The organism is Stenotrophomonas maltophilia group sp. SKK55 (assembly GCF_057179845.1).
Genome location: NZ_JBXUHP010000011.1, coordinates 416,874 through 442,737 on the forward strand (window position 1 = coordinate 416,874; position 25,864 = coordinate 442,737).

The 25,864-nt window shown below is 67.1% G+C and carries 21 protein-coding genes; 7 read left to right on the top strand and 14 right to left on the bottom strand.

Features of this window, described 5'->3' with window-relative positions:
• Nucleotides 1-140: 140 nt before the first annotated feature.
• The 9 genes from pbpC to prpB form a co-directional block, all read right to left on the bottom strand.
• Nucleotides 141-2,522 carry a penicillin-binding protein 1C gene (gene pbpC, locus AC2A1N_RS06875; RefSeq protein WP_061478852.1) on the bottom strand — a complete coding sequence of 794 codons (2,382 nt, stop codon included), beginning with the start codon at nt 2,520-2,522 and terminating at the stop codon, nt 141-143.
• Between the two features lie 49 nt (nt 2,523-2,571).
• Nucleotides 2,572-7,479, bottom strand: a complete 4,908-nt coding sequence (locus AC2A1N_RS06880; protein WP_061478853.1) for an alpha-2-macroglobulin family protein — start codon at nt 7,477-7,479, stop codon at nt 2,572-2,574.
• Nucleotides 7,480-7,638: 159 nt separating this feature from the next.
• Nucleotides 7,639-9,099, bottom strand: coding sequence for a bifunctional 2-methylcitrate dehydratase/aconitate hydratase (locus tag AC2A1N_RS06885; protein ID WP_061478854.1), 1,461 nt, complete (start codon nt 9,097-9,099; stop codon nt 7,639-7,641).
• A gap of 102 nt (nt 9,100-9,201) precedes the next feature.
• Nucleotides 9,202-10,380, bottom strand: a complete 1,179-nt coding sequence (gene prpF / locus AC2A1N_RS06890; RefSeq protein WP_058981167.1) for a 2-methylaconitate cis-trans isomerase PrpF — start codon at nt 10,378-10,380, stop codon at nt 9,202-9,204.
• Nucleotides 10,381-10,403: 23 nt separating this feature from the next.
• Nucleotides 10,404-10,730 carry a type II toxin-antitoxin system RelE/ParE family toxin gene (locus tag AC2A1N_RS06895; RefSeq protein WP_061478855.1) on the bottom strand — a complete coding sequence of 109 codons (327 nt, stop codon included), beginning with the start codon at nt 10,728-10,730 and terminating at the stop codon, nt 10,404-10,406.
• Nucleotides 10,717-10,974: a type II toxin-antitoxin system ParD family antitoxin gene (locus AC2A1N_RS06900; protein ID WP_019338677.1), complete on the bottom strand. Its 258-nt coding sequence runs from the start codon at nt 10,972-10,974 to the stop codon at nt 10,717-10,719. Before AC2A1N_RS06900 ends, AC2A1N_RS06895 begins: the two co-directional genes overlap by 14 nt.
• Nucleotides 10,975-11,074: 100 nt before the next feature.
• Nucleotides 11,075-13,693 carry a Fe/S-dependent 2-methylisocitrate dehydratase AcnD gene (acnD, locus tag AC2A1N_RS06905; RefSeq protein ID WP_181357842.1) on the bottom strand — a complete coding sequence of 873 codons (2,619 nt, stop codon included), beginning with the start codon at nt 13,691-13,693 and terminating at the stop codon, nt 11,075-11,077.
• Between the two features lie 97 nt (nt 13,694-13,790).
• Entirely contained in the window at nt 13,791-14,948 is a 1,158-nt protein-coding gene (gene prpC, locus AC2A1N_RS06910) for a bifunctional 2-methylcitrate synthase/citrate synthase (protein WP_005418357.1), read from the bottom strand.
• Between the two features lie 35 nt (nt 14,949-14,983).
• Nucleotides 14,984-15,877 carry a methylisocitrate lyase gene (gene prpB, locus AC2A1N_RS06915; protein WP_061478857.1) on the bottom strand — a complete coding sequence of 298 codons (894 nt, stop codon included), beginning with the start codon at nt 15,875-15,877 and terminating at the stop codon, nt 14,984-14,986.
• Nucleotides 15,878-16,031: 154 nt separating this feature from the next.
• On the opposite strand from prpB, the gene prpR reads away from it, so the two are divergent.
• On the top strand, nt 16,032-17,615 hold the full coding sequence (prpR, locus tag AC2A1N_RS06920; protein WP_061478858.1) for a propionate catabolism operon regulatory protein PrpR: 1,584 nt from the start codon (nt 16,032-16,034) through the stop codon (nt 17,613-17,615).
• Nucleotides 17,616-17,640: 25 nt separating this feature from the next.
• Here the strand turns inward: prpR and AC2A1N_RS06925 are convergent, their stop codons facing one another.
• From AC2A1N_RS06925 to pdxH, 4 genes are all read right to left on the bottom strand, one after another.
• Nucleotides 17,641-18,078 (bottom strand): SMI1/KNR4 family protein, encoded by a 438-nt coding sequence (locus AC2A1N_RS06925; protein ID WP_241776753.1) that lies wholly within the window; start codon nt 18,076-18,078, stop codon nt 17,641-17,643.
• Between the two features lie 32 nt (nt 18,079-18,110).
• The gene (locus AC2A1N_RS06930) at nt 18,111-18,572 is read right to left on the bottom strand and encodes a DoxX family protein (protein ID WP_061478860.1); all 462 of its coding nucleotides are present in this window, start codon (nt 18,570-18,572) and stop codon (nt 18,111-18,113) included.
• A 159-nt stretch (nt 18,573-18,731) separates the two neighbouring features.
• Nucleotides 18,732-19,091 carry a YqfO family protein gene (locus AC2A1N_RS06935; RefSeq protein WP_061478861.1) on the bottom strand — a complete coding sequence of 120 codons (360 nt, stop codon included), beginning with the start codon at nt 19,089-19,091 and terminating at the stop codon, nt 18,732-18,734.
• Between the two features lie 9 nt (nt 19,092-19,100).
• Nucleotides 19,101-19,700, bottom strand: a complete 600-nt coding sequence (gene pdxH, locus AC2A1N_RS06940; protein WP_061478862.1) for a pyridoxamine 5'-phosphate oxidase — start codon at nt 19,698-19,700, stop codon at nt 19,101-19,103.
• A 40-nt stretch (nt 19,701-19,740) separates the two neighbouring features.
• Here pdxH and AC2A1N_RS06945 point away from each other — a divergent pair, with 40 nt between their 5' ends.
• Nucleotides 19,741-20,568 (top strand): hypothetical protein, encoded by an 828-nt coding sequence (locus AC2A1N_RS06945; protein ID WP_061478863.1) that lies wholly within the window; start codon nt 19,741-19,743, stop codon nt 20,566-20,568.
• A gap of 6 nt (nt 20,569-20,574) precedes the next feature.
• On the opposite strand, the gene AC2A1N_RS06950 is transcribed toward AC2A1N_RS06945, so the two are convergent.
• Nucleotides 20,575-20,778: a dodecin family protein gene (locus tag AC2A1N_RS06950; protein ID WP_005410663.1), complete on the bottom strand. Its 204-nt coding sequence runs from the start codon at nt 20,776-20,778 to the stop codon at nt 20,575-20,577.
• A gap of 98 nt (nt 20,779-20,876) precedes the next feature.
• Here AC2A1N_RS06950 and AC2A1N_RS06955 point away from each other — a divergent pair, with 98 nt between their 5' ends.
• From AC2A1N_RS06955 to mdtD, 5 genes are all read left to right on the top strand, one after another.
• Nucleotides 20,877-21,419, top strand: coding sequence for a shikimate kinase (locus AC2A1N_RS06955; RefSeq protein WP_061478864.1), 543 nt, complete (start codon nt 20,877-20,879; stop codon nt 21,417-21,419).
• Nucleotides 21,416-22,528 (top strand): 3-dehydroquinate synthase, encoded by a 1,113-nt coding sequence (aroB, locus tag AC2A1N_RS06960; RefSeq protein WP_061478865.1) that lies wholly within the window; start codon nt 21,416-21,418, stop codon nt 22,526-22,528. Before AC2A1N_RS06955 ends, aroB begins: the two co-directional genes overlap by 4 nt.
• 120 nt (nt 22,529-22,648) lie before the next feature.
• A complete protein-coding gene (locus AC2A1N_RS06965; protein WP_053498927.1) occupies nt 22,649-22,888 on the top strand; it encodes a WGR domain-containing protein in 240 nt (79 codons plus the stop codon).
• Between the two features lie 25 nt (nt 22,889-22,913).
• Nucleotides 22,914-23,996 (top strand): uroporphyrinogen decarboxylase, encoded by a 1,083-nt coding sequence (hemE, locus tag AC2A1N_RS06970; protein WP_061478866.1) that lies wholly within the window; start codon nt 22,914-22,916, stop codon nt 23,994-23,996.
• Between the two features lie 92 nt (nt 23,997-24,088).
• The gene (mdtD, locus tag AC2A1N_RS06975; protein WP_134970372.1) at nt 24,089-25,498 is read left to right on the top strand and encodes a multidrug transporter subunit MdtD; all 1,410 of its coding nucleotides are present in this window, start codon (nt 24,089-24,091) and stop codon (nt 25,496-25,498) included.
• Nucleotides 25,499-25,864: the final 366 nt, after the last annotated feature.

A 25,864-nucleotide genomic window follows, 5' to 3' on the forward strand; every position in this document is an offset into this window, starting at 1 on the left:
GCTCGCTGCCATCTGCCGCGTTGTAGAGCCGAGCCCATGCTCGGCTGACTGCACCACGCACGTCGCAAGAGCAGCCGAGCATGGGCTCGGCTCTACAACAGCGTCGCAAATATACGGAAAGCGGCGACCAAGGTCGGCACCTACCGCAGCACGTTGAACCGTACCTGGGTCCACGCGCCGTCCGCGGCCAAGGCGGTCAGGGTATGCGCCCCGGGATCGGCGAACTCGCGCTGCATCAACTGCGCGCCGTGGGTCTGCGCGATCCAGCGGCCGTCCAGCAACCAGTCCACCGCCTGCTCGCTGCCCAGCGCGCGCAGCTGCAGGCGTACGCCATGTTCGGCGTTGGGGGCACGCGCCAGTGCGGCGCCATCATTGAGGCCATCGATGTGCAGCGCGACGCTGGCCTCCCGGCCATCATCACGGCAGTCCGGCGACAGCGCCGGCAGCTGCGAGGCGTCGCGCGTGGCCTTGGGCAGCCACGGCGACAACAGCGCCGGCCAGCGCGCGATCTCACGCGCGACTTCCTCATGCGGCAAACGGCAATCAGCGGAGACACGCAGACCGGTCCGCGCATCGGCCAGGTAACGTTGACGCCCCGGCTGCCAGCGCCGCGCCTCGCGCTCCGGGAAGGTCGGCGGTGCGACGCCATCGAGCAGGTAGGCTGGCATCCTGCGCTGGCACAGTGCAGCCGGCAGTCCCTCGGCACGTTCGCCAGTGGGCCAGCAGATGTCTTCCTGGCTGACACTGGCCGGCATCGGCGCGGCCGCCGAATCACCACGCTGGCGCGGCAGGCTGTCCACCACTTCGAACATCAGCGGCAGCGCGGTGACCGCGCCGTACTGGCCCGGCAACGGAGTACCGTCCGGCCGGCCCACCCACACGCCCACCGTGTAGTGGCGGGTACTGCCGATCGCCCACGCATCGCGGTACCCGTAACTGGTGCCGGTCTTCCACGCCACGCGCGGGCGGCCACCGACATCGAACGTCCCGGCGCTGTATCCCGGGCGCGGGTTTGATTCGAGCATCTCGCGCACGATCCAGCTGGCGCCCGGCGAGGCCAGGCGCCGCTCGATCATGGGCTCGTCGTCGGTATAACGCACGCGGCCGGCGATACCGCTCCGGTTGAGCGCGGCGAACGCGCCGACCAGGTCTTCCAGGCGCGCGCCGGTGCCGCCCAGGATCAGCGACAAGTTGGGCGTACTGCCCGGCGGGAAGCGCAGCTGGATCCCGGCGTGCGACAGGCGGGCAGCGAAGCGCGCCGCGCCGACCCGCTGCAGCAGGTCCACCGACGGTACGTTGAGCGACAGCCGCAATGCGCTGGAGGCACCGATGGGCCCATTGAAGGCCATGTCGAAGTTGCCGGGGCGGTAGCTGCCGAAACTCTGCGGTGCATCGACCAGCAGGCTTTCCGAATGGATCAGGCCATCGTCCAGCGCCATCGCGTACAGGAACGGCTTGAGCGTGGAGCCTGGCGAACGCCAGGCCTGCACCATGTCCACGTGACCCAGCCGCTGGCGGTCACCGAAGGACAATGTGCCGACATAGGCGCGTGCCTGCAGGGTCCGGTTGTCGACCACCAGCAGGGCCGCGGAGGTACGCTCGGGCAGCGTCGAGAAATAGCTGGCCACGCGCTCTTCCAGCGTGCGCTGCAGGCCGATGTCGATGCTGCTCTGGATGCGTGCCTGGCCCGGATGCGCCGAGTGCAGGCGCTGCGCCAGCAGCGCGGCGTGCAAGGGAGGGCGCAGCGAACGCGCCACGACATTCTCGACGCGCGCATCCTCCACTTCTTCCGGTGTCCACGCGCCCAGTTCGGCCATGCGTGACAGCACCTTGTCGCGCGCCTTCTGCGCAGCTTCCGGATGGCGGTCCGGGCGCAGCCGGCTGGGCGCCTGTGGCAGCACCGCCAGCAGCGCAGCCTCGGCATGCGACAGCTGCGCCGCCGGCTTGCCCAGATAGGCCCAGCTGGCCGCTTCCACGCCTTCGATGGTGCCGCCGTAGGGTGCACGCTCCAGGTACAGGGCCAGGATCTGCTGCTTGCTCAGGTGCACCTCAAGCTGCACCGCACGCAGCATCTGCTTCAGCTTGCCCCACGGGGTGCGTGAGTGCGGATCGAGAATGCGCGCGACCTGCATGGTCAGGGTCGAGCCACCGGACACGATGCGGCCGCCGCGCAGCAGCTGGCCGCTGGCCCGCAGGATCGCCAGCGGGTTGATGCCCGGATGGCGCCAGAACCAGCGGTCTTCATAGGTCAGCAACGCCTGCAGGTACAGCGGTGAGACGCTGTCGATCGAGGCCGGATAGCGCCACACGCCCTCGGCATCGGCAAACGCGCGCAATGGCGTGCCGTCGGCAGCCACCACCAGTGTGCTGGTATCACGCTGCTTCGGCAGCGGCGGCGGGAAGGCGAAATCCAGCACCAGCAGCAGCGCCAGCGCAGCGGCCATGCCCCAGCGCAGCCACGGCCACAGCGGCCGCCACCGGCGGCGCAGGGTCGCCAGCCGGGTCGTCATCGTGTTCTTCATTGCGGGTTGCCAGCAGGACGGGCCGCGCCGTCGCGGCCCGTCCGCGCGGTCACGGCTGTACCACCGTGATCGTGGTCGGGTTGCTGCGGCCGACACCGCGTAGCTGCGGCCGGTACATGTCCTCCACCAGCGGCGGCGGCACCGAGTAGGTACCCGGGGTCACCGCGCGCACCAGGTAGAACACGTTGGCCTTGCTGCCACGCGAGAGCTTCAGCGCAGCCACGTAGCGGTCGTCGCGGAACTCCTCGTGCTTGGTATCGGCGGCCTCACCCCGGTCGCTGATGGTGATGCCATCGACCACCACGTCGGCCCACTGCTTGGCATCGCCCAGGTTGAAGTTCTCGATCTCCAGGCCCGCCGGCAGCAGGTCGGTCAGCAGTGCATCGGGCATCGTGGTGTCGGCGGTAACGGTGACGCGCACGATCAGCGCTTCGCCTTCCTTCAGCGGGCGCGGCGACCACGGCTTGCCATCGGTACCGAAGTAACTGCGTTCAATACCCACTACGCTGTTGTCCGGTGCCGGTGCACTGCGCGGGATACCGGCCACGTCGATGCTGGCGAACATCGGCGGTTGCCCCTGCGGGGTGAAGCGCACGCCACTGGCCAGCTCGCTGGCGCTGAAGTTGCGTCCGAACAGCTTGCGCTCGCCGATCGCTTCGGTGGTGCCACCGATCACCAGCTCACCGGCTACCAGCGCCTTCTGGTTGGCGGCGAGCGCCTTGCCGAGGCGGGCAATCGCCACCTGCTCCTGCGTGCTCAGCCACATCCAGCCGGCATTGCGGCGCGCATCCAGGCCACGACCGAGGTCGACCGCGCGCGCGTCCCAGGCCGGCTTGGCCAACTTGTTCTCGTGGGTCAGCGCGATCATCAGCGCGTCATCGCGGATCGCGCTGCCGTAGTCGCCGAAGTACGACGGGCGCTCGCTGCTGGACTTGGCGAAGGCCGCCGCCAGCGCGGCCTGGCCACGCTTGGCATCGCCCTGCAGTGACAGCGCCACGCCCAGGTGGACCAGCGACAGGCCGCCCACCGCCTTGCTGCGCTCGTTGTCGTACAGCGTGCGCAGGGTACCCAGCGGCGCACGGTTGACCCGGGCCAGCACGTAGCCCGAATAGGCCTGGTTGGCGAACTTCAGCTTCTCGCGGTCATCCTGGCCGTAGAACTGATTGCCGCCGGACAGCAGATCCTCGCTCAGGCGGTTGAGCGCCTTCTGCAGCACGTTGTCAGGCACCGCAAAACCGGCGTCCTTGGCATCGAGCAGGAACTCGGTGATGTACGGCGTCAGCCACGGGTTCACGTAGCCGTCGTCACCCCACATCGAGAAGTTGCCGTTGGCCACCTGCATCGACGCCAGGCGACCGAACGCACCTTCCATGCGCTCGCGACGGGTCTTGGCATCCAGGCCGTCGGCACCGAGCATCGACGACGTCGCCTGGTCCAGGATCAGCGCGGCGTAACCCTTGCTGGTGGTCTGCTCGGCACAGCCATATGGATAGTTCAGCGCGCCCTGCAGTGCACTGGCGAACGGAATCGGCGGCAGCGGGCTGACCAGCAGGCGGGCATTGACCGACTCGGACATCAGGCCATCGGTCAGGCTGTTGTCGAGGCTGACCGCCGCCAGTGGATCGAGCGTACGCACCTGCGAACGCAGCACCTGCGGCCACGCCGCACGCACCGGCAGGTCGTAGCGGCGATCGGCCTTGAAGCCGTTGCCGTCCACCCGCACCCGCACCTTGGCCACGCTGTGGCCTTCGCGTGCCGACAATGGGAAGCTCAGCGTGGTCTTGGCGTCGGCATTCAACTGCACGCTGCGGCTGCCCTCGCCCAGGTTCAACGGGCCCTCGGTTTCCACCTTCACGTTGAACTGGCCCGGCTTGCCGGTGAAGTTCTGCACGTCCAGGGTCACGGTGCTGCGGTCGCCCGGGGCCAGCACGCGCGGCATGCTGGCTTCGGCCAGGATCGGTGCGCGCACTATGGTTTCCACGTCGCGCTTGCCGTACTGGTCATCGCTGTAGACCAGCGCCGACACGCGCAGGGTGCCGTTGAAGTCCGGCACTTTCAGGCGGATGCGGGCATTGCCCTTGGCATCGAGCTGTACCGGGCCGGAGAACAGGTCCACGGTCTGCACGCGCGCGGTCGGGCGCTTGGCCTGCGGCAATGCCTGCAGCGCCATGTCGCCGCCGAACTTCAGCTTGCCGCTGCCACCATCGAAGCTCTCGATCACCCGGCTGTAGATGTCGTAGGCATCGATACCGAGGCGACGCTGGGCAAAGAAGTGTGCACCGGCATCGGGCACCGGGAAACGGGTGATGTTGAGGATGCCCACGTCCACCGCCGAAACGGTGACGTGCGCGGTCTTGCCGGCCAGCTGCGGCGCACTGACGGTTACCGGCAGGTCCTGCTCGGGCCGCATCTGCTTGGGCGCGACCAGGCCGACGGCCACTGTGCGGCCCTTGCGGTCCATCGGCACATGCACCACGCCCACGGCACGGGCCGGGGTGATCTTGCTCGGCGCACTGCCGCCACGGAACACCAGCGCAGTGATGTAGACGTCGTGGCGTTCCCAGTCGGCGGTGACCGGAATCTTGAAGGTCGACCCCGGCTTGGCCTCGATGTCCTGCACGTACAGCATGCGGTCGGTCTCGACCATCAGGATGCCCTTGCCGGCGTGCGGCGGGGTCACCGTCACCTCCAGGGTGTCACCGGCCTTGTAACCGGTCTTGTCCAGGCCCAGCTTGACCTTGTCCGGGCGTGCATCCAGGCCACGGTTGTCATCGCCCCAGCTCCAGCCGGCACGGAACGGGTAGCGGCTGGTCAGGCCGGTGGACGGATCGAACACGTCCACCCGGTACTCGCCCCACTCCACCGGGAAATCAAAGGCGACCGCGCTGTTGCCGGCATCGACGGTTCGGGTTTCCTTGTTCTCGAAACGGCGGGTGAAATCGTAATCCCAGCGGTTGTCGTTGAAGGTCCAGTGGTAGTCGCGCAGCTCGCGCACCAGGGTGATCTTCAGGCCCTTGGCCGGCTGTGGCGTACCAGCGGCATCCACGCGCATCAGCTCGAAGCGCGCGTTGCCGTTGGAATCGGCGCCATCGTCCGGGTTGAACAGCGGCCGCACGCCGACCAGCGCATTGGCGGGCCACATTACCCGCTTCAGGGTGCGGGTGACTGTGCGGCCGCCGGTTTCATACAGGCTGCCGGACAGCACCACGGCGATCGGCGCCTTGGCCTTGGCGGCCTCTTCCGGCAACGCCACATCCTCGCGCAGCTGGCCATTGGCCGGCAGCGTGGTGTCGATCACGTCCTTGGCCTCGCGCGGCAGCTGCAGGGTCGGGTCACCGAAGAAATAGCCCGGCAGGCCGTCCACCGGCTTCTGTTCGGCGGCCACCGCCATGCGTGCGGTGAAGCGGTTGCCATCGGCCGGTGCGCCATACAGGTAGGCGCCATTGGCCTGCAGGCGCAGGTCCTCACCCGGCTTCAGCGTCTTCTGCGCGCTGTCCAGGTCCAGCTTCATGCGTTCGGGCAGGAACTCCTCGATGCGCAGGGTCATGCCCTGGATCGCTTCCTTGCTGGCCGGGTCGGTGCGGAACTCGAGCTGCCAGCGGCCGGTCGGCGCCTCGGCGGGGATCACCTGCTCGAAATTGATGTAGCCCTGGTCGCCTGGCTGCAGGCGGGTCTCGCGGAAGGTCTTGCCGTCGGGCTGCTTCAGCCGCAGGAACACCGGTTGCGCCTTGACCGGCTTGCCGTCGTTGTCGCGCAGCAACGCGGACAGGCGCACGGTCTCGCCCGGGCGGTACAGGTCGCGCCCGGACCAGGCATAGACATCGAACCACGCGTTGTCGCGGCCGGCCACGGCGAACTCGCTCAGGTCCAGCGCCGGCTGGTTGAACGGTAGGAAGCTGGTGTCCTTGCCACTGCTGGCGACCAGCACGTGGGTGGCATCCAGGGTGTAGTTCAGCAGCGCATTGCCGTTGCCGTCGGTGCTGCCCTTCAGCACCACCTCGCCCTTGGCGTCGAGCACGCGCAGGTCGATGCCCTTCAGCGGCGCGCCGTCCTTGAGGCCGGCGGTGTGCACGAACAGCTTGTCCTTGTAGGCGCGGGTATGCAGGCCGATGTCGCTGACCGAGAAGAACGCGGTATCGAACTCGCCCTCGTAGTCACCGGTGCGCTTGAGCAGGGCGAAGTACAGGCCCGGCTCCTGCAGTTCCTTGATGTCCTGGGTCGGCAGGTAGGTCAGCACCCGCTCGTTCTTCTTGCCCCCCAGGATGAAACGGTTGACGTACACCGGCTCGGCCAGCTTGTTGATCGGGCTGCGCTCGTAGTCGCTGCTCAGCTCCCAGCTGCCACGGCGGCCGCCGCGCTGGTACTGGCTGAAGAAGGTCGGAAGATCCTTCTCGCGCACGCGCAGGAATTCGACGTCGACTTCCGGCACGTTCACCGAGACCACCGGCAGGCCACGGCTGTCCTTGGCAGGCAGCACGCTGCCCTGCGAGGCGAAGCCAACCACCGGCTTCAGCTCGCCGCTGAACACCTTCTGCTTCAGTTCCTTGCCCAGGCGGCTGCCATCGGCGGCCAGCAGATCCGGCGAGACCACCAGGCTGAACTCCTTGCCGGCCTCGACGAACGGGTAGCGCAGGGTCAGGCCGTCATCGGACAGCGTCCAGCTGCTGTCTTCGGTGCCGACCTTCTCCTCGAAGCGCACCAGCGTGTCGAAATCCTGGGTGCCGACCAGCGGGCGCGAGAACTCCAGCGCCAGCGACAGGCCGTCATTCTTCTGGTCCGGGTAGGCGCGCAGCAGGGTGAATTCCTTCACCTGCTCGGCCTTGGTGGTGATCGCCTCGCCACTGGCCTTGGGCAGCTGCCCGCTGTCGTTGCGGCAGCCGGCCAGGCCCAGCAACAGGCCTCCTGCCAGTACCGCCGCCGCCCATCCCCACCGCTTCCGCCGTGCCGGACCGCTCATGTCGTCACTCCTTGATCGAGGTGGCCATTATAGGCAGGCCGCGTCAAGGCGTTGGCGCCCCGGCGGTCGGAAACCCGGTTCCGCCCGGGACCCGGTAGCCGCCAACCTTGGTTGGCGCCCCCCACATGCCAACCAAGGTTGGCCTCTACCAGAGCGGCCCTACCCCGGCAGGTACAGGTCCACGTAGTCGGTCACCGGCATTGCCGCCAGCGCTACCGGGTCCAGTGATGCCGCCAGGATGCGCTGCTGCTGGACTGTCGGGAAGCGGTGGGCCAGGTGCCGGCGGAACTTGTCCATCAGCAGCGGAATGCCTTCCTCCCGGCGCCGGGCATGGCCGAGCGGGTACTCCACCAGTACCTCGGGCAGCTCAGTACCGTCGCTGAAGCGCACGCCCAGGCCATTGGCGATGCTGCGCTTGCCCGGGTCCAGGTAGTCGGCGCTGAGCTGCGGATCCTCATGGCAGGCCATCTTCGCCCGCAGGGCATCGATGCGCGGATCAGCTGCAACGTCGTCCTCGTAATCCTCGGCCACCAGCCGCCCGTGCAGCAGCGCGATGGCGACCATGTACTGGACGCAGTGGTCGCGGTCGGCCGGGTTATGCAGCGGGCCCTGCTTGTCGATGATGCGGATGCAGGCCTCCTGGGTCCGGATCGCGATATGCGCGATGTCCTCGACCCGCCGCCCCATCGCGCGCAACTGCTGGTGCAGCGTGATGGCCGCCTCCACCGCGGTCTGGCCGTGGAACTCGGCCGGGTAGCTGATCTTGAACAGCACGTTCTCCATCACGTAGCTGCCCAGCGGTCGCCCCAGCGTCAGTGCCTTGCCATGCATCGACACCGCTTCAAAGCCCCAGGTCGGCGCGCTGAGCACACTGGGGTAGCCCATCTCGCCACTGGCCGCCATCAGCGCCAGGCGCACGCCCCGGCTGGTCGCGTCGCCGGCTGCCCAGCTCTTGCGCGAGCCGGTGTTGGGTGCGTGCCGGTAGGTGCGCAGGGACTGGCCATCGACCCAGGCCAGCGACAACGCATTGAGCATGCGCTCGCGATCCAGGCCGAGCAGCTGCGCAACCACGGCGGTGGTGGCCACTTTGACCAGCACTACGTGGTCCAGCCCGACCCGGTTGAAGGAATTTTCCAGCGCCAGCACGCCCTGGATCTCGTGCGCCTTGATCATCGCCAGCAGCACGTCGCGCACGGTCGGCGGGGGGCGCCGCAGGGCCTGCGCGTTGCGCCCCAGCCAATCGCAGACGGCAAGGATGCCCCCCAGGTTGTCCGAAGGGTGCCCCCATTCGGCCGCCAGCCAGGTATCGTTGAAATCCAACCAGCGCACCATCGCGCCGATGTTGAAGGCGGCCTGCACCGGGTCCAGCACATAGTGCGTACCCGGAACGCGCGCGCCGTTGACCACGCTGATGCCCGGCACCAGTGGACCAAGCAGTTTGCTGCAGGCCGGGAAGGACAGCGCTTCCAGGCCACAGCCCAGCGTGTCGAGCAGGCAGTGGTGCGCGGTCTGGAACGCCAGGGGTGAGTCGATGCGCGCGTCGCGCACGTAGTCGACGATGCCCACCAGCAGCGCATCCCACGCTGCACGCTCGTTGGATGGGGTGTGGTTGTCGGACATCGTCGATCTCCTCGCCGGAAAGCAGGTCAGGCCGCGCGTCCCGGCAGTCGCCAACCTTGGTTGGCGCTTGCATGCCAACCACGGTAGGCATCTACCAGAGCACTATTCGGCCGGCACCCGCACCTTGCCTTCCATCAGCACACGGGCGCTGCGGCTCATGATGGCCTTGGTCACCGTCCACTGTCCGTCAACGAGACCGGCCTGCGCGCCCACGCGCAACGTGCCCGAGGGATGACCGAAGGTCACCGCTTCACGTTCGCCACCGCCGGCCGCGCGATTGACCAGCGTGCCCGGAATCGCTGCTGCGGTACCGATCGCCACGGCAGCGGTACCCATCATCGCGTGGTGCAGCTTTCCCATCGACAACGCACGTGCATGCAGGTCGATCGCCGAGGCCGGAATGGCCTTGCCACTGGACGACACGTAATCCTGCGCCGGTGCCACGAAGGCCACCTTCGGCGTGTGCTGGCGCGTGGCCGCATCTTCCAGGTTCTTGATCAGCCCCATGCGCAAGGCGCCGTAGGCGCGGATCTTCTCGAAGCGCTCCAGCGCCCCCTTGTCCTCGTTGATCGCAGGCTGCAGTTCGGTGCCGGTGTAACCCAGGTCGGTCGCATTGAGGAAGATGGTCGGAATGCCGGCGGTGATCATGGTCACCTCGAAACTGCCCACGCCCGGCACGTCCAGGGTGTCGACCAGATTGCCGGTCGGGAACATCGCGCCCGCATCGCCGTCATCGGACGGATCGATGAACTCCAGCTGGATCTCGGCGGCCGGGAAGGTCACGCCATCCAGCTCGAAATCACCGGTCTCCTGCACTTCGCCGTCGCGCATCGGCACGTGGGCGATGATGGTCTTGCCGATGTTGGCCTGCCAGATGCGCACGGTGCACAGGCCATCGCGCGGCACGCGGGACGGATCGATCAGGCCATTGGCGATCGCGAACGGACCCACCGCGGTGCTGAGGTTGCCGCAGTTGCCGCTCCAGTCGACGAAGGCGGTGTCGATCGAGACCTGGCCGTACAGGTAGTCCACGTCGTGGTCAGGCACCGAGGCGGTGGAAATGATCACGCACTTGCTGGTGCTGGAGGTGGCGCCGCCCATGCCGTCGGTCTGCTTGCCATACGGATCGGGCGAGCCGATCACGCGCATCAGCAGCGCATCGCGTGCGGCACCTGGCACCTGCGCGGCTTCCGGCAGGTCCTGCAGGCGGAAGAACACGCCCTTGCTGGTGCCACCACGCATGTAGGTGGCGGGAATACGGAGTTGCGGGAGGAAGGTCATGGTCGAATCCACGCGTTTGAATTTCAGGAAATGTCTTGCATCAGTGCGTCAAGACCACGATCAACGCACCACACGCGCATGATGTCCACGCGGTCCGGTAGATCGAGGTAATAGACGAGGTAGCGTTCGACGCCCGGAACCAGCATGAACCGCAACGGCACCGGTAGCTGTGCTGCGAGGTCGGCGTGCCGGGTGGAACCCGAGCCTGGAAATACCGCGATGCGTTGAAGCGTGGCCTCCAACTCGGCGAGAAAGCGCCGACCCAGTATCAGCCCACCCTGCCGTGCGAACCACAGTGCGGCATCGGCTGCGTCGGCTTCGGCCCTGGGTCGCCATTCAATCGCCTTCACGCTCCATCCTTTCGGTCAGTTCACGACGCATGCGCTCGAATGTGTCGGCCGTCACCGGGACGCCAGGCCCAGAAGCCAGCCCCTCGGCTATCAACTGCTTGAGCAGCTCTTCAGCCTTGCTGCGCTGGCGCTGGCGGATCAGGTCACGCACGTAGTCCGACGTACTGGAATAGCCGCCTTCACGCACTTCCTCGTCCACGAACTGCTTGAGCGGGTCGGTCAGCGAAATGTTCATGGTGGCCATGAGACTCTCCATTGGCAGTTTTTGCCAAGTCAGTGTGCGCCCTGCCCAGGTGTCGGACAAGCCCGCCCCCAGCCTCCGGGGGCAGGCATTCAGGCCGGTATCACGCCACCTTGGCGCCTTCCAGGAAGTCCTGCGCGAAGCGCTGCAACACGCCACCGGCTTCGTAGATCGCCACTTCCTCGTCGCTGTCCAGGCGGCAGGTGACCGGCACGATCACGTCCTGGCCGTCGCGGCGGTGGATGACCAGCGTCAGCTCGGCGCGCGGGGTGCGCTCGCCGACCACATCGAAGGTCTCGGTGCCATCGATGCCCAGGGTCAGGCGGGTGGTGCCCGGCTTGAACTCCAGCGGCAGCACGCCCATGCCGATCAGGTTGGTGCGGTGGATGCGTTCGAAGCCTTCTGCCACGATCGCTTCCACGCCGGCCAGGCGCACGCCCTTGGCGGCCCAGTCACGCGAGCTGCCCTGGCCGTAGTCGGCACCGGCAATGATGATCAGTGGCTGCTTGCGCTCCATGTAGGTCTCGATGGCTTCCCACATGCGCATCACCTTGCCTTCCGGCTCCACGCGCGCCAGCGAACCCTGCTTCACGCTGCCGTCGTCGTTGCGCACCATCTCGTTGAACAGCTTCGGGTTGGCGAAGGTGGCGCGCTGCGCGGTCAGGTGGTCGCCGCGGTGGGTCGCGTAGGAATTGAAGTCCTCTTCGGGCAGGCCCATTTTCGCCAGGTATTCACCGGCGGCACTGGAGGCCAGGATCGCGTTGGACGGCGACAGGTGGTCGGTGGTGATGTTGTCCGGCAGCACCGCCAGCGCGCGCATGCCCGACAGCGTGCGCTCACCGGCCAGTGCGCCCTCCCAGTACGGCGGACGGCGGATGTAGGTGCTCTGCGGGCGCCAGTCGTACAGCGGGCTGACCGCGGCGCCGTGCTCCACGCGCACATTGAACATCGGGTTGTAGACGCGGCGGAACTGCTCCGGCTTCACCGATGCCTTGACCACGGCGTCGATCTCGGCGTCGCTCGGCCAGATGTCCTTCAGGCGCACCTCGTTGCCGTCGGCGTCCACGCCCAGCACGTCCTTCTCGATGTCAAAGCGCACGGTGCCGGCGATGGCATAGGCGATCACCAGCGGCGGCGACGCCAGGAACGCCTGCTTCGCATACGGGTGGATGCGGCCATCGAAGTTGCGGTTGCCCGACAGCACGGCCGTGGCGTACAGGTCCCGGTCGATGATCTCCTGCTGGATGGCCGGATCGAGCGCGCCGCTCATGCCGTTGCAGGTGGTGCAGGCGAAGGCAACGATGCCGAAGCCCAGCTTTTCCAGGTCCGGCAACAGGCCTGCCTCTTCCAGGTACAGCTGCACGGCCTTCGAGCCGGGCGCCAACGAGGACTTCACCCACGGCTTGCGCAGCAGGCCACGTTCATTGGCCTTGCGTGCCAGCAGGCCGGCAGCGATCACGTTGCGCGGGTTGGAGGTGTTGGTGCAGCTGGTGATGGCGGCGATGATCACCGCGCCATCCGGCATCAGGCCCTGCGCCTGCTCGGCCTTGCCCGCTGCCAGCTTGGCCTCGTCGGCGATGCCGCGCTCGGCCAGCTCGGCGGTCGCCACGCGCTTGTGCGGGTTGGACGGGCCGGCCATGTTGCGCACCACGCTGGACAGGTCGAAGCGCAGCACGCGCTCGTACTGTGCGGTGGCCAGGTCGTCAGCCCACAGCCCGGTGGTGCGCGCATAGTTTTCCACCAGCGCGACCTGCGATTCCTCGCGGCCGGTCAGGCGCAGGTAATCGATGGTCTGCCCGTCGATGTAGAACATCGCGGCGGTCGCGCCGTATTCGGGGCACATGTTGGAGATGGTGGCGCGGTCACCGATGGTCAGTGCCGCCGCCCCCTCGCCGAAGAATTCAAGGTACGCACCGACCACGCGCTCCTTGCGCAGGAATTCGGTCAGCGCCAGCACCACGTCGGTGGCGGTGATGCCCGGCTGCGGCCTGCCGGTCAGCTCGACGCCGATGATGTCCGGCAGCCGCATCCACGAGGCACGACCGAGCATCACGTTCTCGGCTTCCAGGCCGCCCACACCGATTGCGATCACGCCCAGCGCATCCACGTGCGGGGTGTGGCTGTCGGTGCCTACGCAGGTATCCGGGAAGGCCACGCCGTCCTGCACGTAGACCACCGGCGACATCTTCTCCAGGTTGATCTGGTGCATGATGCCGTTGCCCGGCGGAATCACGTCCACGTTCTGGAACGCTTGCTTGGTCCAGTCGATGAAGTGGAAACGATCTTCGTTGCGGCGATCCTCGATCGCACGGTTTTTCTCGAACGCCTGCGGGTCGAAACCACCGCACTCCACCGCCAGCGAGTGGTCGACGATCAGCTGCACCGGCACCACCGGATTGACCTTGGCCGGGTCACCGCCCTTGTCGGCGATCGCATCACGCAGGCCGGCCAGGTCAACCAGTGCGGTCTGGCCGAGGATGTCGTGGCAGACCACGCGCGCGGGGAACCATGGGAAATCGAGGTCGCGGCGGCGCTCGATCAACTGCTTCAGCGAGTCGCCGAGCGTGGCCGGATCGCAGCGGCGCACCAGGTTCTCGGCCAGCACGCGCGAGGTGTACGGCAGCGTGGCGTAGGCGCCGGGCTGGATCGCATCGACGGCGGCGCGCGCATCGAAATAGTCCAGCGTGCTGCCGGGGAGGTTCTTGCGGTAATCGGTATTCATGGGCTGGCGGAATGCTTGAGGCGGGCCGGGTGCCGGCAATGCGGCGGCGAAAGCACCCGGCCGGCACAGGGCCGGCCGGATGGGGACAGCAGGTGGATCAGACGCGCTTGTCGATGGCGACGAAGTCGCGGTCTTCCGGACCGATGTAGTTGGCGCTCGGGCGGATGATCTTGCCGTCGATGCGCTGCTCGATGATGTGCGCGCTCCAGCCGGCGGTGCGGGCGATCACGAACAGCGGGGTGAACATCGCGGTCGGCACGCCCATCATGTGGTAGCTGACGGCGCTGAACCAGTCCAGGTTCGGGAACATCTTCTTGATGTCCCACATCACCGATTCCAGGCGCTCGGCGATGTCGTACATCTTCATGCTCGACTGTTCTTCGGACAGCTCGCGGGCCACGTCCTTGATCACCTTGTTGCGCGGATCGGAGACGGTATAGACCGGGTGGCCGAAGCCGATCACCACTTCCTTGCGCTCGACGCGGGCCTTGATGTCTTCCTCGGCCTCATCCGGATTGTCGTAGCGCTTCTGCACTTCGAACGCCACTTCATTGGCGCCGCCGTGCTTCGGGCCACGCAGTGCGCCGATGCCACCGCAGATCGCGCTGTACATGTCGCTGCCGGTACCGGCGATGACACGACAGGTGAAGGTCGAGGCGTTGAACTCGTGCTCGGCGTACAGGATCAGCGAGGTGTGCATCGCCTTCACCCACGAGTCCTGCGGCTTCTCGCCGTGCAGCAGGTGCAGGAAGTGGCCACCGATCGAGTCATCGTCGGTTTCCACGTCGATGGCACGGCCGTTGTGGCTCCAGTGGTACCAGTACAGCAGCATCGAACCGAGGCAGGCCATCAGCTTGTCGGCAATGTCGCGCGCGCCCGGATGGTTGTGGTCATCCTTCTCCGGCGCCACGCAGCCGAGCACGGACACACCGGTGCGCATCACGTCCATCGGGTGTGCCGACGGCGGCAGTTCTTCCAACGCGGCCTTCACCGCGGCCGGGATGCCACGCAGCGACTTCAGCTTGGCCTTGTACGAAACCAGCTCGGCGCGGGTCGGCAGCTTGCCGTGCACCAGCAGGTAGGCGATTTCCTCGAACTCGCTGGTGTTGGCCAGGTCCAGGATGTCGTAGCCACGGTAATGCAGGTCGTTGCCGCTGCGGCCCACGCTGCACAGCGCGGTGTTGCCGGCGGCGGTGCCGGACAGGGCGACGGACTTCTTCGGCTTGAAGGTCGGGGTTGCGGTCGTATCGTTCATGTTTCCCTCCGAAACTTGATGGTGCAGGGTACTGCTTATTTCTTGGCGGCGAACAGCGCATCGAGCTGCTGCTCGAAGGCGTGGTAGCCGATGCGGTCGTAGAGTTCCTCGCGGGTCTGCATGGTCTCCACCACATTGCGCTGGTGGCCATCGCGGCGCACCGCCTGGTAGACGTTCTCGGCCGCCTTGTTGGCCGCGCGGAACGCCGACAGCGGGAACAGCTGGATCGCAACACCGGCCGAAGCCAGTTCATCGCGGCTGAACAGCGGGGTGGCACCGAATTCGGTGATGTTGGCCAGCACCGGCACCTTCACCGCGTCGACGAAGCGGCGGTAGGTGTCCAGGTCGTAGGCCGCCTCGGCGAAGACGCCGTCGGCACCAGCCTCGACACAGGCGATGGCGCGCTCGATGGCCTTGTCCACGCCGTCCACCTGGATGGCGTCGGTACGCGCGATCAGGAAGAAGTCCGGATCGGTCCTGGCATCGGCGGCCGCCTTCACGCGGTCGACCATTTCACCCTGCGACACGATCTCCTTGCCCGGACGGTGACCGCAGCGTTTGGCGCCGACCTGGTCTTCAATGTGGCAGGCGGCCGCGCCGGCCTTGATCAGCGACTTCACGGTGCGCGCGATGTTGAACGCGCTCGGGCCGAAGCCGGTGTCGATGTCCACCATCAACGGCAGGTCGCAGACATCGGTGATGCGGCGCACGTCCACCAGCACGTCTTCCAGGGTGTTGATGCCCAGGTCCGGCAGGCCCAGCGAGCCCGCGGCAACACCGCCGCCGGACAGATAGATGGCGCGGAAGCCGGCGCGCTTGGCCAGCAGGGCGTGGTTGGCGTTGATGGCGCCGATCACCTGCAGCGGCGATTCGGCAGCCAGCGCCTCACGGAAGCGGGCACCGGCGGAGAAAGGGGCGGAAGCGGTCATGCGGCGATCCAAGTTGAAGTACGGGACAGAGGGCGCAAGCCCCATGCCAAGCTGCAAGCCGTTGATTTCACAGGCATGACCACCCCGCAACAGTGAAACATATGAAACGTTGAAACAGATGTATCATGAAACACTGCTACCAATCGCTGCCCTCATGTACCTGCCCCGCTCCCCGCTGCGCCACGCCGACGCCGACCCCGGTCGCCCCGTGATCTGGACGGTCAGCGTCTCTCGCCTGACCGGCCTGTTGGGCGACGTCATTCCCGAGTTCGACCGCCGTGCCCGCATCGAGCAGATCAACCTCGGCTTCGAGGAAGCGGTGGACGTGATCGGCCAACGGCTGCGCCGCGAGCACTGCGACGTAGTGATCGCCGGCGGCTCCAATGCGGCCTGGCTGCGCGGGCGGCTGGAGTTGCCACTGGTGCCGATCCAGGCCAACGGCTTCGACCTGATGGAAGCACTGGCCCGGGCACGACGGATCGCCAGCCGCATCGGCCTGGTCACCCACGCCAGCGACGTACCGGTGTTCAGCAACTTCCAGCAGAGTTTCGGCCTGGAGATCGAGCACCGTCGCTTCGTCACCCGCGAGGACGCACGCGATTGCATTGCCGACCTGCGTGCCAACGGCATCGAGGTGATCGTCGGCACCGGCATGGCCATCGACCATGCCGAGCAGGCCGGCCTGCCCGGCGTGCTGCTGTACTCCGCCGATTCGGTACGGCAGGCGTTCGAACACGCCCTCGAACTGACCCAGACCCTGGCCCGCTCCACGGGCAGCCGGCCGCCCCTGCGCCGACGCCCGACAGTACGCAGCGACGCGCACGAACTGCTCGGCGACAGCGACGCGATGGCGCAGGTACGCGCTCAAATCGCGCTCTACGCACCGCACGACAGCACGGTGCTGGTCACCGGCGAAACCGGCACCGGCAAGGAACTGGTAGCGCGTCAACTGCACGCCGCCAGCGGCCGTCGCGGGCGCTTCGTGGCGCTGAACTGCGGCGCCATCAGCGAATCACTGCTGGAAGCCGAACTGTTTGGCTACAGCGATGGTGCCTTCACTGGTGCACGGCGCGGTGGTCGCGTGGGCCTGGTCGAGGCCGCCGATGGCGGTACGTTGTTCCTGGATGAGATCGGCGAACTGCCGCTGCCGTTGCAGACCCGCCTGCTGCGCGTGCTGGAAGAACGCGAGGTGCTGCGTGTCGGCGCTACCGAACCGACCGCAGTGGACCTGCGCGTGGTGGCCGCCACCCTGAAGTCGCTGGAACAGCACGCGGCGACCGGCGGCTTCCGTCGCGACCTGTATTACCGGCTGGCCGCACTACGCATCGCCCTGCCCCCGCTGCGTGCGCGGCGCAGTGACATCCCGCTGCTGGCACAGCACTTCTTCCGCCAGCTGCGTGGCATCGACGCGCCATTTGATGAGGATGCACTGGCGGTGCTGAGCGCAGCCCAGTGGCCCGGAAACGTGCGCGAACTGCGCAATCTGGTGGATCGACTACGCATCCACTGGCAACCCGGTGAAGGGCTGATTGATGCCGCGCGACTGCTGCAGCTGGCGCCTGAGCTGGTTAACGAAGGCGTCGCGGCACTGCCAGTGGAAAGCAACGGCAAGCGACCGCCGCGTGCGCAGCTGGAGGCACTGCTGCAGGAACACCGCAATGACCGCGAAGGCATGGCACAGGCGCTGGGCGTCTCACGCACCACGCTGTGGCGCTGGCTGCGCGCGGAGGGGCTGTAGAGCCGAGCTTGCTCGACTGCTTCAGCTAAGCAGCCCGATCATCATTGTTGATGTACCAAGCAATGAAATCTACGAAGTTCTTCCAACGGGCAGGGGTCTCACCTGAAAGAAACTGATCGTGCCGAGCCAGGTAGTAATCATGTACCTCCTGCGTTCGCACATCGTACAAATACATCCCCTCACCTTCGTCAGATGACAGCGGAAGAAAATCCGCAGGGAGCTCGTAACGATCCCGAATGTACTCAGCCTGGTCTGGAATTTTCGGAATTCCAGGACCAACCATTCGCAGCAAGTCATGCTTGCCGCTCACAGCAGGCAGCGCGCCATTGACTGCCATGTAGAACATCCACATATCGCAGTGAGGATCAACGCCCAAGCGACGCATGACGTCGGCCGCCGAAGCGCAATCAGGATTCCGACGATCCGGGTACGCGCGAATCACGCGCTGGATCAGATCATTCATCCGCATTCAATTGCCTCCGCTTCACTCAATGTTCAAGGCACCCAACGAGCTTCGATCGCGAACCGTCCACTCCCCACTGCGGCAATCCATAGCAGCAGTACGCCCAGCGGCACTTCGCTCAGGTAGAAGAACCAGCTCAACCAATCCGGCACGCTCAGTCCCGCAGGAATGCGCGCGATACCATCGGTCAGCGCCGCCACCGCGCAGATCGCCGCCAGCAGCAGGGCCGAGGGGCGGCTCAAAAGGCCTAGCACCAGCAGTCCACCCGCAATCCATTCGATCACACCGAGCACCGGCGCGCTGAACACCGGAAACGGAATCCCCGCACCCACCAGCGTATGCACCATGCGCTCGCGGCCCGCATCGCTGAAAACCTTGTTCCAGCCGGACACGCAGAACATCACACCGGCGACGATGCGGGCGAGCAACAGCAGGAACGCTTCCACGCCGTGACGCGGCGGCGGCACCGCAAACAGGCAACGCCAGGAGGGCATGGCAACTCCGGAAGTCGAGATCATCCGTCGGAGTGTGCCGGTTATGAGCCTGCTCGCAGATGAAGCAAGCCGGTCCATTTGCGACAGCCTGCTCTTGTGGAGTCGAGCCCTGCTCGACTGCCTCATGCGTCGGAGCAGCAGCCGAGCATGGGCTCGGCTCTACAACGGCAGCCCGCCGGTCAGCAGCAGCTCGACTTCCTCCACCTGCACCACCGGCACCCGCCACGGATGATGCGGCACGATGCCCTGCTCGAAGATGCGCTGCAACCGCTGCGGATCACGCGGCAGGCAGAACTCCAGGCGCACGCTGTCGACCACTTCGGTGTGGCCCGCCTCACCCTGCGCGGGCGACGCACCCACCCGCGGGCGGAACTGCTCGAACCCCGGCGCCGACCACCACATGCCGTGCTCGTAGTCACCCCCTGCCAGGGCATCCACCGCAAGGATGCCCTGCTTCACTGCGTCCAGTGCTGCCGACGGCACGAGCACCACCACGCGGTACAGCGGCAGGCGTTGCACCGGCCAGCCTTACGGATACAGCAGGCGCTTGCTCCAGCGCCCTTCGGCACCGGCTTCATAGCACCAGCGCTCGTGCAGGCGGAACTGCGCGCCGTACCAGAATTCGATACGGTCAGGCACTACCCGCAGACCACTCCAGCCGTCCGGACGCGGCACGTCCTTGCCGTCGAAACGTGCCTCGACCTCCGCCACGCGGGCATCGAACTCCTCACGCGTCGCCAGCGTCTTCGACTGCTGCGAGGCCCACGCGCCGATCTGGCTCATGCGCGGACGGCTGGCGAAATAGGCATCGGCTTCGGCATCGGCGACCTGCTCGACGCGACCCTCGATGCGCACCTGGATACCGGCCTCGCGCAGGCTGCGCCACAGGAACAGCAGTGCAGCCTGCGGATTGGCCTGCAGCTCCCGGCCCTTGTGGCTGTCCAGGTGGGTGTAGAACACGAAGCCACGCTCATCGAACGCCTTCAGCAGCACGGTGCGCGCCGAGGGACGGCCGTGCGTATCGGAGGTCGCCACGGTCATGGCGTTCGGCTCGACCTCGCGGCTCTGCCTGGCCTCTTCGAACAGGCTGGCAAACGTGGACAGGGCTTCGGCGTACAGGTCGCTCATGGTTGCGTTCTTCTCACACGGATTGGGCTATTGTGGCTGCATGGCCGCTGCTGCGTATATGCCCCAGGTGAAAGGATTCCCCGAAACATTGGCCGAACAGGCGCTGGATGATGCGCTGGGCAGCAGCGCAGCGGTTCCAGTATTGGCGATCAGCGGCCTGCAGGGGAGCGGCAAATCGACGCTGGCCGCGCAGGTCGTGGCCCGCGCCCAGGCACGCGGCCTGAACGCAGCCACGCTGTCGATCGACGACGTCTACCTGACCCGGGTGCAGCGCCAACGGCTTGCCCGCCAGGTGCATCCACTGCTGATCACCCGAGGCCCGCCGGGCACCCATGACCTGCCGCTGGCCCATGCGGTATTGAACGCCGTGGCCGCACGCCAGCCCTTCGCAATGCCGCGCTTCGACAAGCTGGCCGACGAGCGCCTGCCCGAAGCGCAATGGCCGCAGCTGCAGCAACCGCTGGACCTGCTGGTATTCGAAGGCTGGTTCCTGGGCACGCCCGCGCAGGATGACGCCGCGCTGGATACCCCGATGAACGCACTGGAACGCGAAGCCGACAGCGACGGCCGCTGGCGCGACTGGTGCAACCAGGCGCTGGCCCGCGACTACCCCGCGCTGTGGCAGCGCTGCGACCGCCTGTGGTTCTTGCAGCCGCCGGATTTCGCGGTGGTACCGCGCTGGCGCTGGCAGCAGGAGCAGAACCTGCAGGCCGCGCAGCCGGGCCGGCACGGCATGAGCCGGCCGCAGCTGGAGCGTTTCGTGCAGTACTACGAGCGGGTCAGCCGGCAGGCACTGCGCACGCTTCCCACGCTCGCCGACCACGTCGTGGTCCTGGACGGCCAGCGGCAGGTGCAGGCCGTGCGCTGAGCGCGGCTACTCCACCAGGAAGGTCACCCGCAGGTTGACCCGCCACTCGGTGATCTCGCCGCTGCCATTGGTGACCACCTTGGTCTCGTTCACCCAGGCGCCCTGGATGCCCTTGACCGTCTCGGAGACCTTCTTCAGCCCGCTGCGCACGGCGTCCTCCACGCTTTTCGGCGAGGAGGCGGTGATTTCGATGACCTTGGCGACCGTCATGGCCTGTACTCCGGCTGGCGCGGGAAACCCCGCAGGAACAGCTACCCTGACGTGAAGGACGTAAAGGCCAGGGCACGGAGGTGTTAGGATCACAGGGCATGAATCCTGCTCCGAACCTGATCCTGATCGGCCCGATGGGCGCCGGCAAAACCTGCATCGGCCGCCGCCTGGCCGAGCGCTTCACGCTGGACTTCGTGGACGTCGACCAGGCCATCGTCGATGCCGCCGGCGCCAGCATCCCGACCATTTTCGAGCACACCGGCGAAGCCGGCTTCCGCAGCCATGAGCGGCAGGCCCTGGCCCGCGTGCTGGAAGGCCGCGGCCAATTGGTCTCCACCGGCGGCGGCGCGGTGCTGGACCCCGGCAACCGCGCATTGATTGCCCGGCGCGGCTTCGTGGTCTACCTGCGGGTCGGCGTGGCCGCGCAGCTGGAACGCTTGGCCCGCGACAAGGGCAGGCCGCTGCTGCAGCGTCCGGACCGCGAGCAGGTACTGCATGATCTGGCCGCACAGCGCGACCCGCTGTACCGAGAACTGGCCGACCTCACCCTCGATACCGACCCGTATACCGCTGCCGACGCGACTGCCCAACTGGTAGTCAAGCTGGCCACGCAATGGCAGCGCCAGGACATGACCGCATGACTTCCCCCGCCCTGCTGCAGGTCGCCGTTGGCGGCGATCGCCCCTACTCCATCACCATCGGCGCCGGTGCCCTGGCCGATGGCGCTGCATTGGTTTCACACGTGCGCGGCCGCCATGTGCTGCTGCTCAGCGATAGCGAAGTGGCTCCGCGCTATCTGGCGTCGGTCAAGCAGACGTTGTTGACCGCACGCCCCGACCTGATCGTCGGCGAGCACGTGCTGGCCGCCGGCGAAGCCTCGAAGACGCTGGCCGAATTCGGCCGTGCCATCGAAGCGCTGGCCGCGCTCGGCGCCACCCGCGACGCCTGCGTGTTCGCCCTCGGCGGCGGCGTGGTCGGTGACCTTGCCGGCTTTGCCGCCGCCTGCTGGATGCGCGGCGTGGACTGCGTGCAGCTGCCGACCACCCTGTTGGCGATGGTCGATTCGTCGGTGGGCGGCAAGACCGCGGTCGACATCCCTGCCGGCAAGAACCTGGTCGGCGCGTTCCATCCACCGCGTGCGGTGATCGCTGATACCCGCGTGCTGGCTACCCTGCCGCCGCGCGAACTGCGCGCGGGCCTGGCCGAAGTGGTGAAGTACGGCGCGCTGGGCGATGCGGTGTTCTTCGAATGGCTGCAGCAGCATGCCGATGCGCTGCTGGCCGGCGAGGATGCCACGCTGGCCGAAGCCATCGCGCGCAGCTGCCGGCACAAGGCCGCCATCGTCGAGCGCGATCCGTTCGAGAAGGGCGAGCGTGCCCTGCTCAATCTCGGCCACACCTTCGGCCATGCCATCGAGACCGAGCAGGGCTACTCGGCTCCTGGCCGCGATGCGCTGAACCATGGCGAAGCCGTGGCGGTCGGTATGGTGCTGGCGGCAAAGCTGTCCACCGACCTGGGCCTGGCCGACGACGCCGACCGCGCTCGCCTGCAGGCACTGTTGGAACGCCTCGGCCTGCCGGTGGCGATCCCGGCCGGGCTGGACCCGCAGGCCCTGCTCGGCCGCATGCGCCTGGACAAGAAGAATGTGGCCGGCCGCCTGCGCCTGGTGCTGTGGCGCGGGATGGGCCGCGCCGAAGTGGTGCCGGACGTGGATGAGGCGGCGGTGCTGAAGGTGCTGGGCGCGGGCTGACCTTTCCGCGTTCGCCGGGCATGGCCCGGCGCTGACGGATTGTGCTGCGGCATGAAGCGCAGCCGAGCGTGGGCTCGGCTCTACAGGTCCGTGCTGCCCCGGGACGATACAATCGGCGCCATGCACGTCTACCTGCAACATCCCGACGCCGGTGCGCAGGCACCGCGTTTCCTGCGCCTGAGCCTGCAGCCGGACCTGTTCGGCGGTTGGGAGCTGCTGCGCGAGAGCGGCCGCGTCGGCAGCCGCTCGCAGCTGCGGCGCGAGCTGTTCCTGCAGGCCGACGACGCCCGCCACGCCTTCGAGAAGGCCCGCGATGCCGAACTGCATCGCGGCTTCCAGATCCTTTCGCACGGCGACTGACGCCGCTGCTCCTCCCGTCCAAGGAATGCCCATCGTGACCAGCCCTCTCCGCAACGATCGCCTGCTGCGCGCCCTGCGCCGCGAACCGGTGGACTGCACCCCCGTCTGGCTGATGCGCCAGGCCGGCCGCTACCTGCCGGAGTACCGCGCGACCCGGACCAAGGCCGGTAGCTTCCTGGCCATGGCCAAGACCCCGGAGATCGCCTGCGAAGTCACCCTGCAGCCGCTGCGCCGGTTCCCGCTGGACGCAGCCATCCTGTTCTCGGACATCCTCACCATTCCCGATGCGATGGGCCTGGAGCTGTACTTCGTCGAAGGCGAAGGCCCGAAGTTCCGCCACCCGGTACGTGATGAAGCGGCCATCGCCAAGCTGGCGGTGCCGGACATGGAGCAGGACCTGGGCTACGTGATGGATGCGGTACGCCTGATCCGCCGCGAGCTGGACGGCCAGGTGCCGCTGATCGGCTTCTCCGGCAGCCCGTGGACGCTGGCCTGCTACATGGTGGAAGGCGGCGGCAGCAAGGACTTTGCACGCATCAAGGCGATGGCGCTGAACCATCCGCAGGCGCTGCACCGCCTGCTGGAGGTCACCACCGAAGCGGTGATCGCCTACCTCGGTGCGCAACGCGCGGCCGGTGCGCAGGCGCTGCAGGTGTTCGACACCTGGGGTGGCGTGCTGTCCCCGGCGATGTACCGCGAGTTCTCGCTGCGTTACCTGCAGCGGATTGCACAGGGCCTGGATCGCGGCGAAGGCAGCGAGCGCACGCCGCTGATCCTGTTCGGCAAGGGCACCGGCCTGCACCTGGAAGCACTGTCGCAGACCGGCGCCGATGCACTTGGCCTGGACTGGACGCTGGACCTGGACGAAGCAATGCGCCGCACCGGTGGTCGCGTCGCCCTGCAGGGCAACCTCGACCCGACCACGCTGTACGCCTCGCCGGATGCGATCGCCACGGCCGCAGCGCGCGTGCTCGACACCTATGCCGCCGGCAACGGCGGCTCGCGCGAAGGCCATGTGTTCAACCTCGGCCACGGCATGTCGCCGGACATGGACCCGGCGCACGTGCAGGTCCTGGTCGACGCGGTGCACGCGCACAGCCAACGCTGAGCATTCCGCATGCCATCACGGCGCGATGTTGATCGCGCCGTGACCCGCAGTGCGCGATCATGGCGGCCCCCACGCTGCACCGGCCACACCCCATGCCCACATCGCCATCGACCTACAACCGCCAGCGTCCCCTGCTGTGGCTGGTGTCCCTGGCGATCTTCATGCAGATGCTGGACTCGACCATCGTCAACACGGCGTTGCCGGCAATGGCGGCCAGCCTGGGCGAGAGCCCGCTGCAGATGCAGTCGGTGGTGTTCAGCTATGCGCTGGCGGTCGCCACGTTCATTCCCGCCTCGGGCTGGATCGCCGACCGCTATGGCACCCGGCGCACCTTCCTGGTGGCGATCATCCTGTTCACCCTCGGCTCGCTGGCCTGCGCGTTGGCCCAGCACCTGCACCAGCTGGTCGGCGCGCGCGTGCTGCAGGGCATCGGCGGTGCGATGCTGCTGCCGGTCGGCCGGCTGGCGGTGATGCGCTCGGTGCCGCGCGAGGATTTCCTGCGCGCGATGAGCTTCATCGCCATCCCCGCGCTGGTCGGCCCGCTGATCGGCCCGACGCTGGGCGGCTGGCTGGTCGAGATCGCCTCATGGCACTGGGTGTTCCTGATCAACCTGCCGATCGGCGTGATCGGTTTCATCGCCGCGATGAAGATCATGCCCGACCACTACGCCAGCCATCGCACCCGTTTCGACCTGCGCGGCTACATCATGCTGGCCTTTGCGATGGTGGTGCTGTCGCTGGCATTGGACGGCATCTCCGGACTCGGCACCCCGCACGCGCTGGTGATGCTGATGACGGTCGCGGGCCTGGCTGCGCTGGTGGGCTACTGGCTGCATGCCGCCAATTCCACCGCGCCCTTGTTCTCGCTGGCCCTGTTTCGCGTACCCAGCTACCGCATCGGAATCCTCGGCAACCTGTTCTCGCGCATCGGCAGCAGCGCCATGCCGATGCTGATCCCGCTGCTGCTGCAGGTCGGCCTCGGTCTGGGCCCGATGAACGCCGGCCTGATGATGGTACCGGTGGCGGCCGCCGGCATGGTCTCAAAGAAACTGGCAGTAAAGCTGGTCGAACGTTACGGCTACCGCCGCGTGCTGATGACCAACACCGTGCTGGTGGGGCTGGCAATGGCCAGCTTCATCCTGATGACACCTGGCCAGCACCTGGCCTGGCGCCTGGTGCAGCTTGCATTCTTCGGCGCGGTCAATTCACTGCAGTTCACCGTGATGAACACCGTGACGCTGCGCGACCTTGACCGCGAATTCGCCAGTTCCGGCAACAGCCTGCTGTCGATGGTGATGATGCTGGCCGCCGGTTTCGGCGCCGCGGCGGCCGGCAGCCTGCTGGCCGCATTCGGCAATCACCTGGACAGTAACAGCGCGACCGCCGCGCTGCATGCCACATTCCTGTGCGTGGGCGCGATCACCCTGACCTCGACGATGATCTTCTGGCAGCTGCCTGACACCAAGCCCGAACCGCGGCAGGTCGAGCACGTCGCGGAGTGAGGGTGGTTCGGCAGGGCCTGCGGCCCTGCACCTGCGGTAGTGCCGGCCGCTGGCCGGCAACAGCAACAACCAAAGCGGCATTCCGTGGGTTGGCGGGGCAGTGTCGCAGTGCGGGGACGCCGCAAGTACGTGCTTGTAAGCTTGGCAGCCGCATCCATGCGGCTGACACCCCGCACTGCGACACCGCCCCACCTCTGACAGACTCCGGCGGCTCTTGATAGGTGTCGACCTTGGTCGACACATCTGTCAGATATCGAAATCGATCTGGGGTCAGATCCGTTTCCCGTAGGAAAACGGATCTGACCCCACGCCATTTCGACAGCACGCAGAATTCTGTCGAAGGCGGGGTGGGTCCGCAGGCCCTGC

Coding starts and splice junctions, on each gene's coding strand:
- pbpC (WP_061478852.1), bottom strand. CDS start 2,522: ATGAAGAACACGATGACGACCCGGCTGGCGACCCTGCGCCGCCGGTGG.
- AC2A1N_RS06880 (WP_061478853.1), bottom strand. CDS start 7,479: ATGAGCGGTCCGGCACGGCGGAAGCGGTGGGGATGGGCGGCGGCGGTA.
- AC2A1N_RS06885 (WP_061478854.1), bottom strand. CDS start 9,099: ATGTCCGACAACCACACCCCATCCAACGAGCGTGCAGCGTGGGATGCG.
- prpF (WP_058981167.1), bottom strand. CDS start 10,380: ATGACCTTCCTCCCGCAACTCCGTATTCCCGCCACCTACATGCGTGGT.
- AC2A1N_RS06900 (WP_019338677.1), bottom strand. CDS start 10,974: ATGGCCACCATGAACATTTCGCTGACCGACCCGCTCAAGCAGTTCGTG.
- acnD (WP_181357842.1), bottom strand. CDS start 13,693: ATGAATACCGATTACCGCAAGAACCTCCCCGGCAGCACGCTGGACTAT.
- prpC (WP_005418357.1), bottom strand. CDS start 14,948: ATGAACGATACGACCGCAACCCCGACCTTCAAGCCGAAGAAGTCCGTC.
- prpB (WP_061478857.1), bottom strand. CDS start 15,877: ATGACCGCTTCCGCCCCTTTCTCCGCCGGTGCCCGCTTCCGTGAGGCG.
- prpR (WP_061478858.1), top strand. CDS start 16,032: ATGTACCTGCCCCGCTCCCCGCTGCGCCACGCCGACGCCGACCCCGGT.
- AC2A1N_RS06925 (WP_241776753.1), bottom strand. CDS start 18,078: ATGAATGATCTGATCCAGCGCGTGATTCGCGCGTACCCGGATCGTCGG.
- AC2A1N_RS06930 (WP_061478860.1), bottom strand. CDS start 18,572: ATGCCCTCCTGGCGTTGCCTGTTTGCGGTGCCGCCGCCGCGTCACGGC.
- pdxH (WP_061478862.1), bottom strand. CDS start 19,700: ATGAGCGACCTGTACGCCGAAGCCCTGTCCACGTTTGCCAGCCTGTTC.
- AC2A1N_RS06945 (WP_061478863.1), top strand. CDS start 19,741: ATGGCCGCTGCTGCGTATATGCCCCAGGTGAAAGGATTCCCCGAAACA.
- AC2A1N_RS06950 (WP_005410663.1), bottom strand. CDS start 20,778: ATGACGGTCGCCAAGGTCATCGAAATCACCGCCTCCTCGCCGAAAAGC.
- AC2A1N_RS06955 (WP_061478864.1), top strand. CDS start 20,877: ATGAATCCTGCTCCGAACCTGATCCTGATCGGCCCGATGGGCGCCGGC.
- aroB (WP_061478865.1), top strand. CDS start 21,416: ATGACTTCCCCCGCCCTGCTGCAGGTCGCCGTTGGCGGCGATCGCCCC.
- AC2A1N_RS06965 (WP_053498927.1), top strand. CDS start 22,649: ATGCACGTCTACCTGCAACATCCCGACGCCGGTGCGCAGGCACCGCGT.
- hemE (WP_061478866.1), top strand. CDS start 22,914: ATGCCCATCGTGACCAGCCCTCTCCGCAACGATCGCCTGCTGCGCGCC.
- mdtD (WP_134970372.1), top strand. CDS start 24,089: ATGCCCACATCGCCATCGACCTACAACCGCCAGCGTCCCCTGCTGTGG.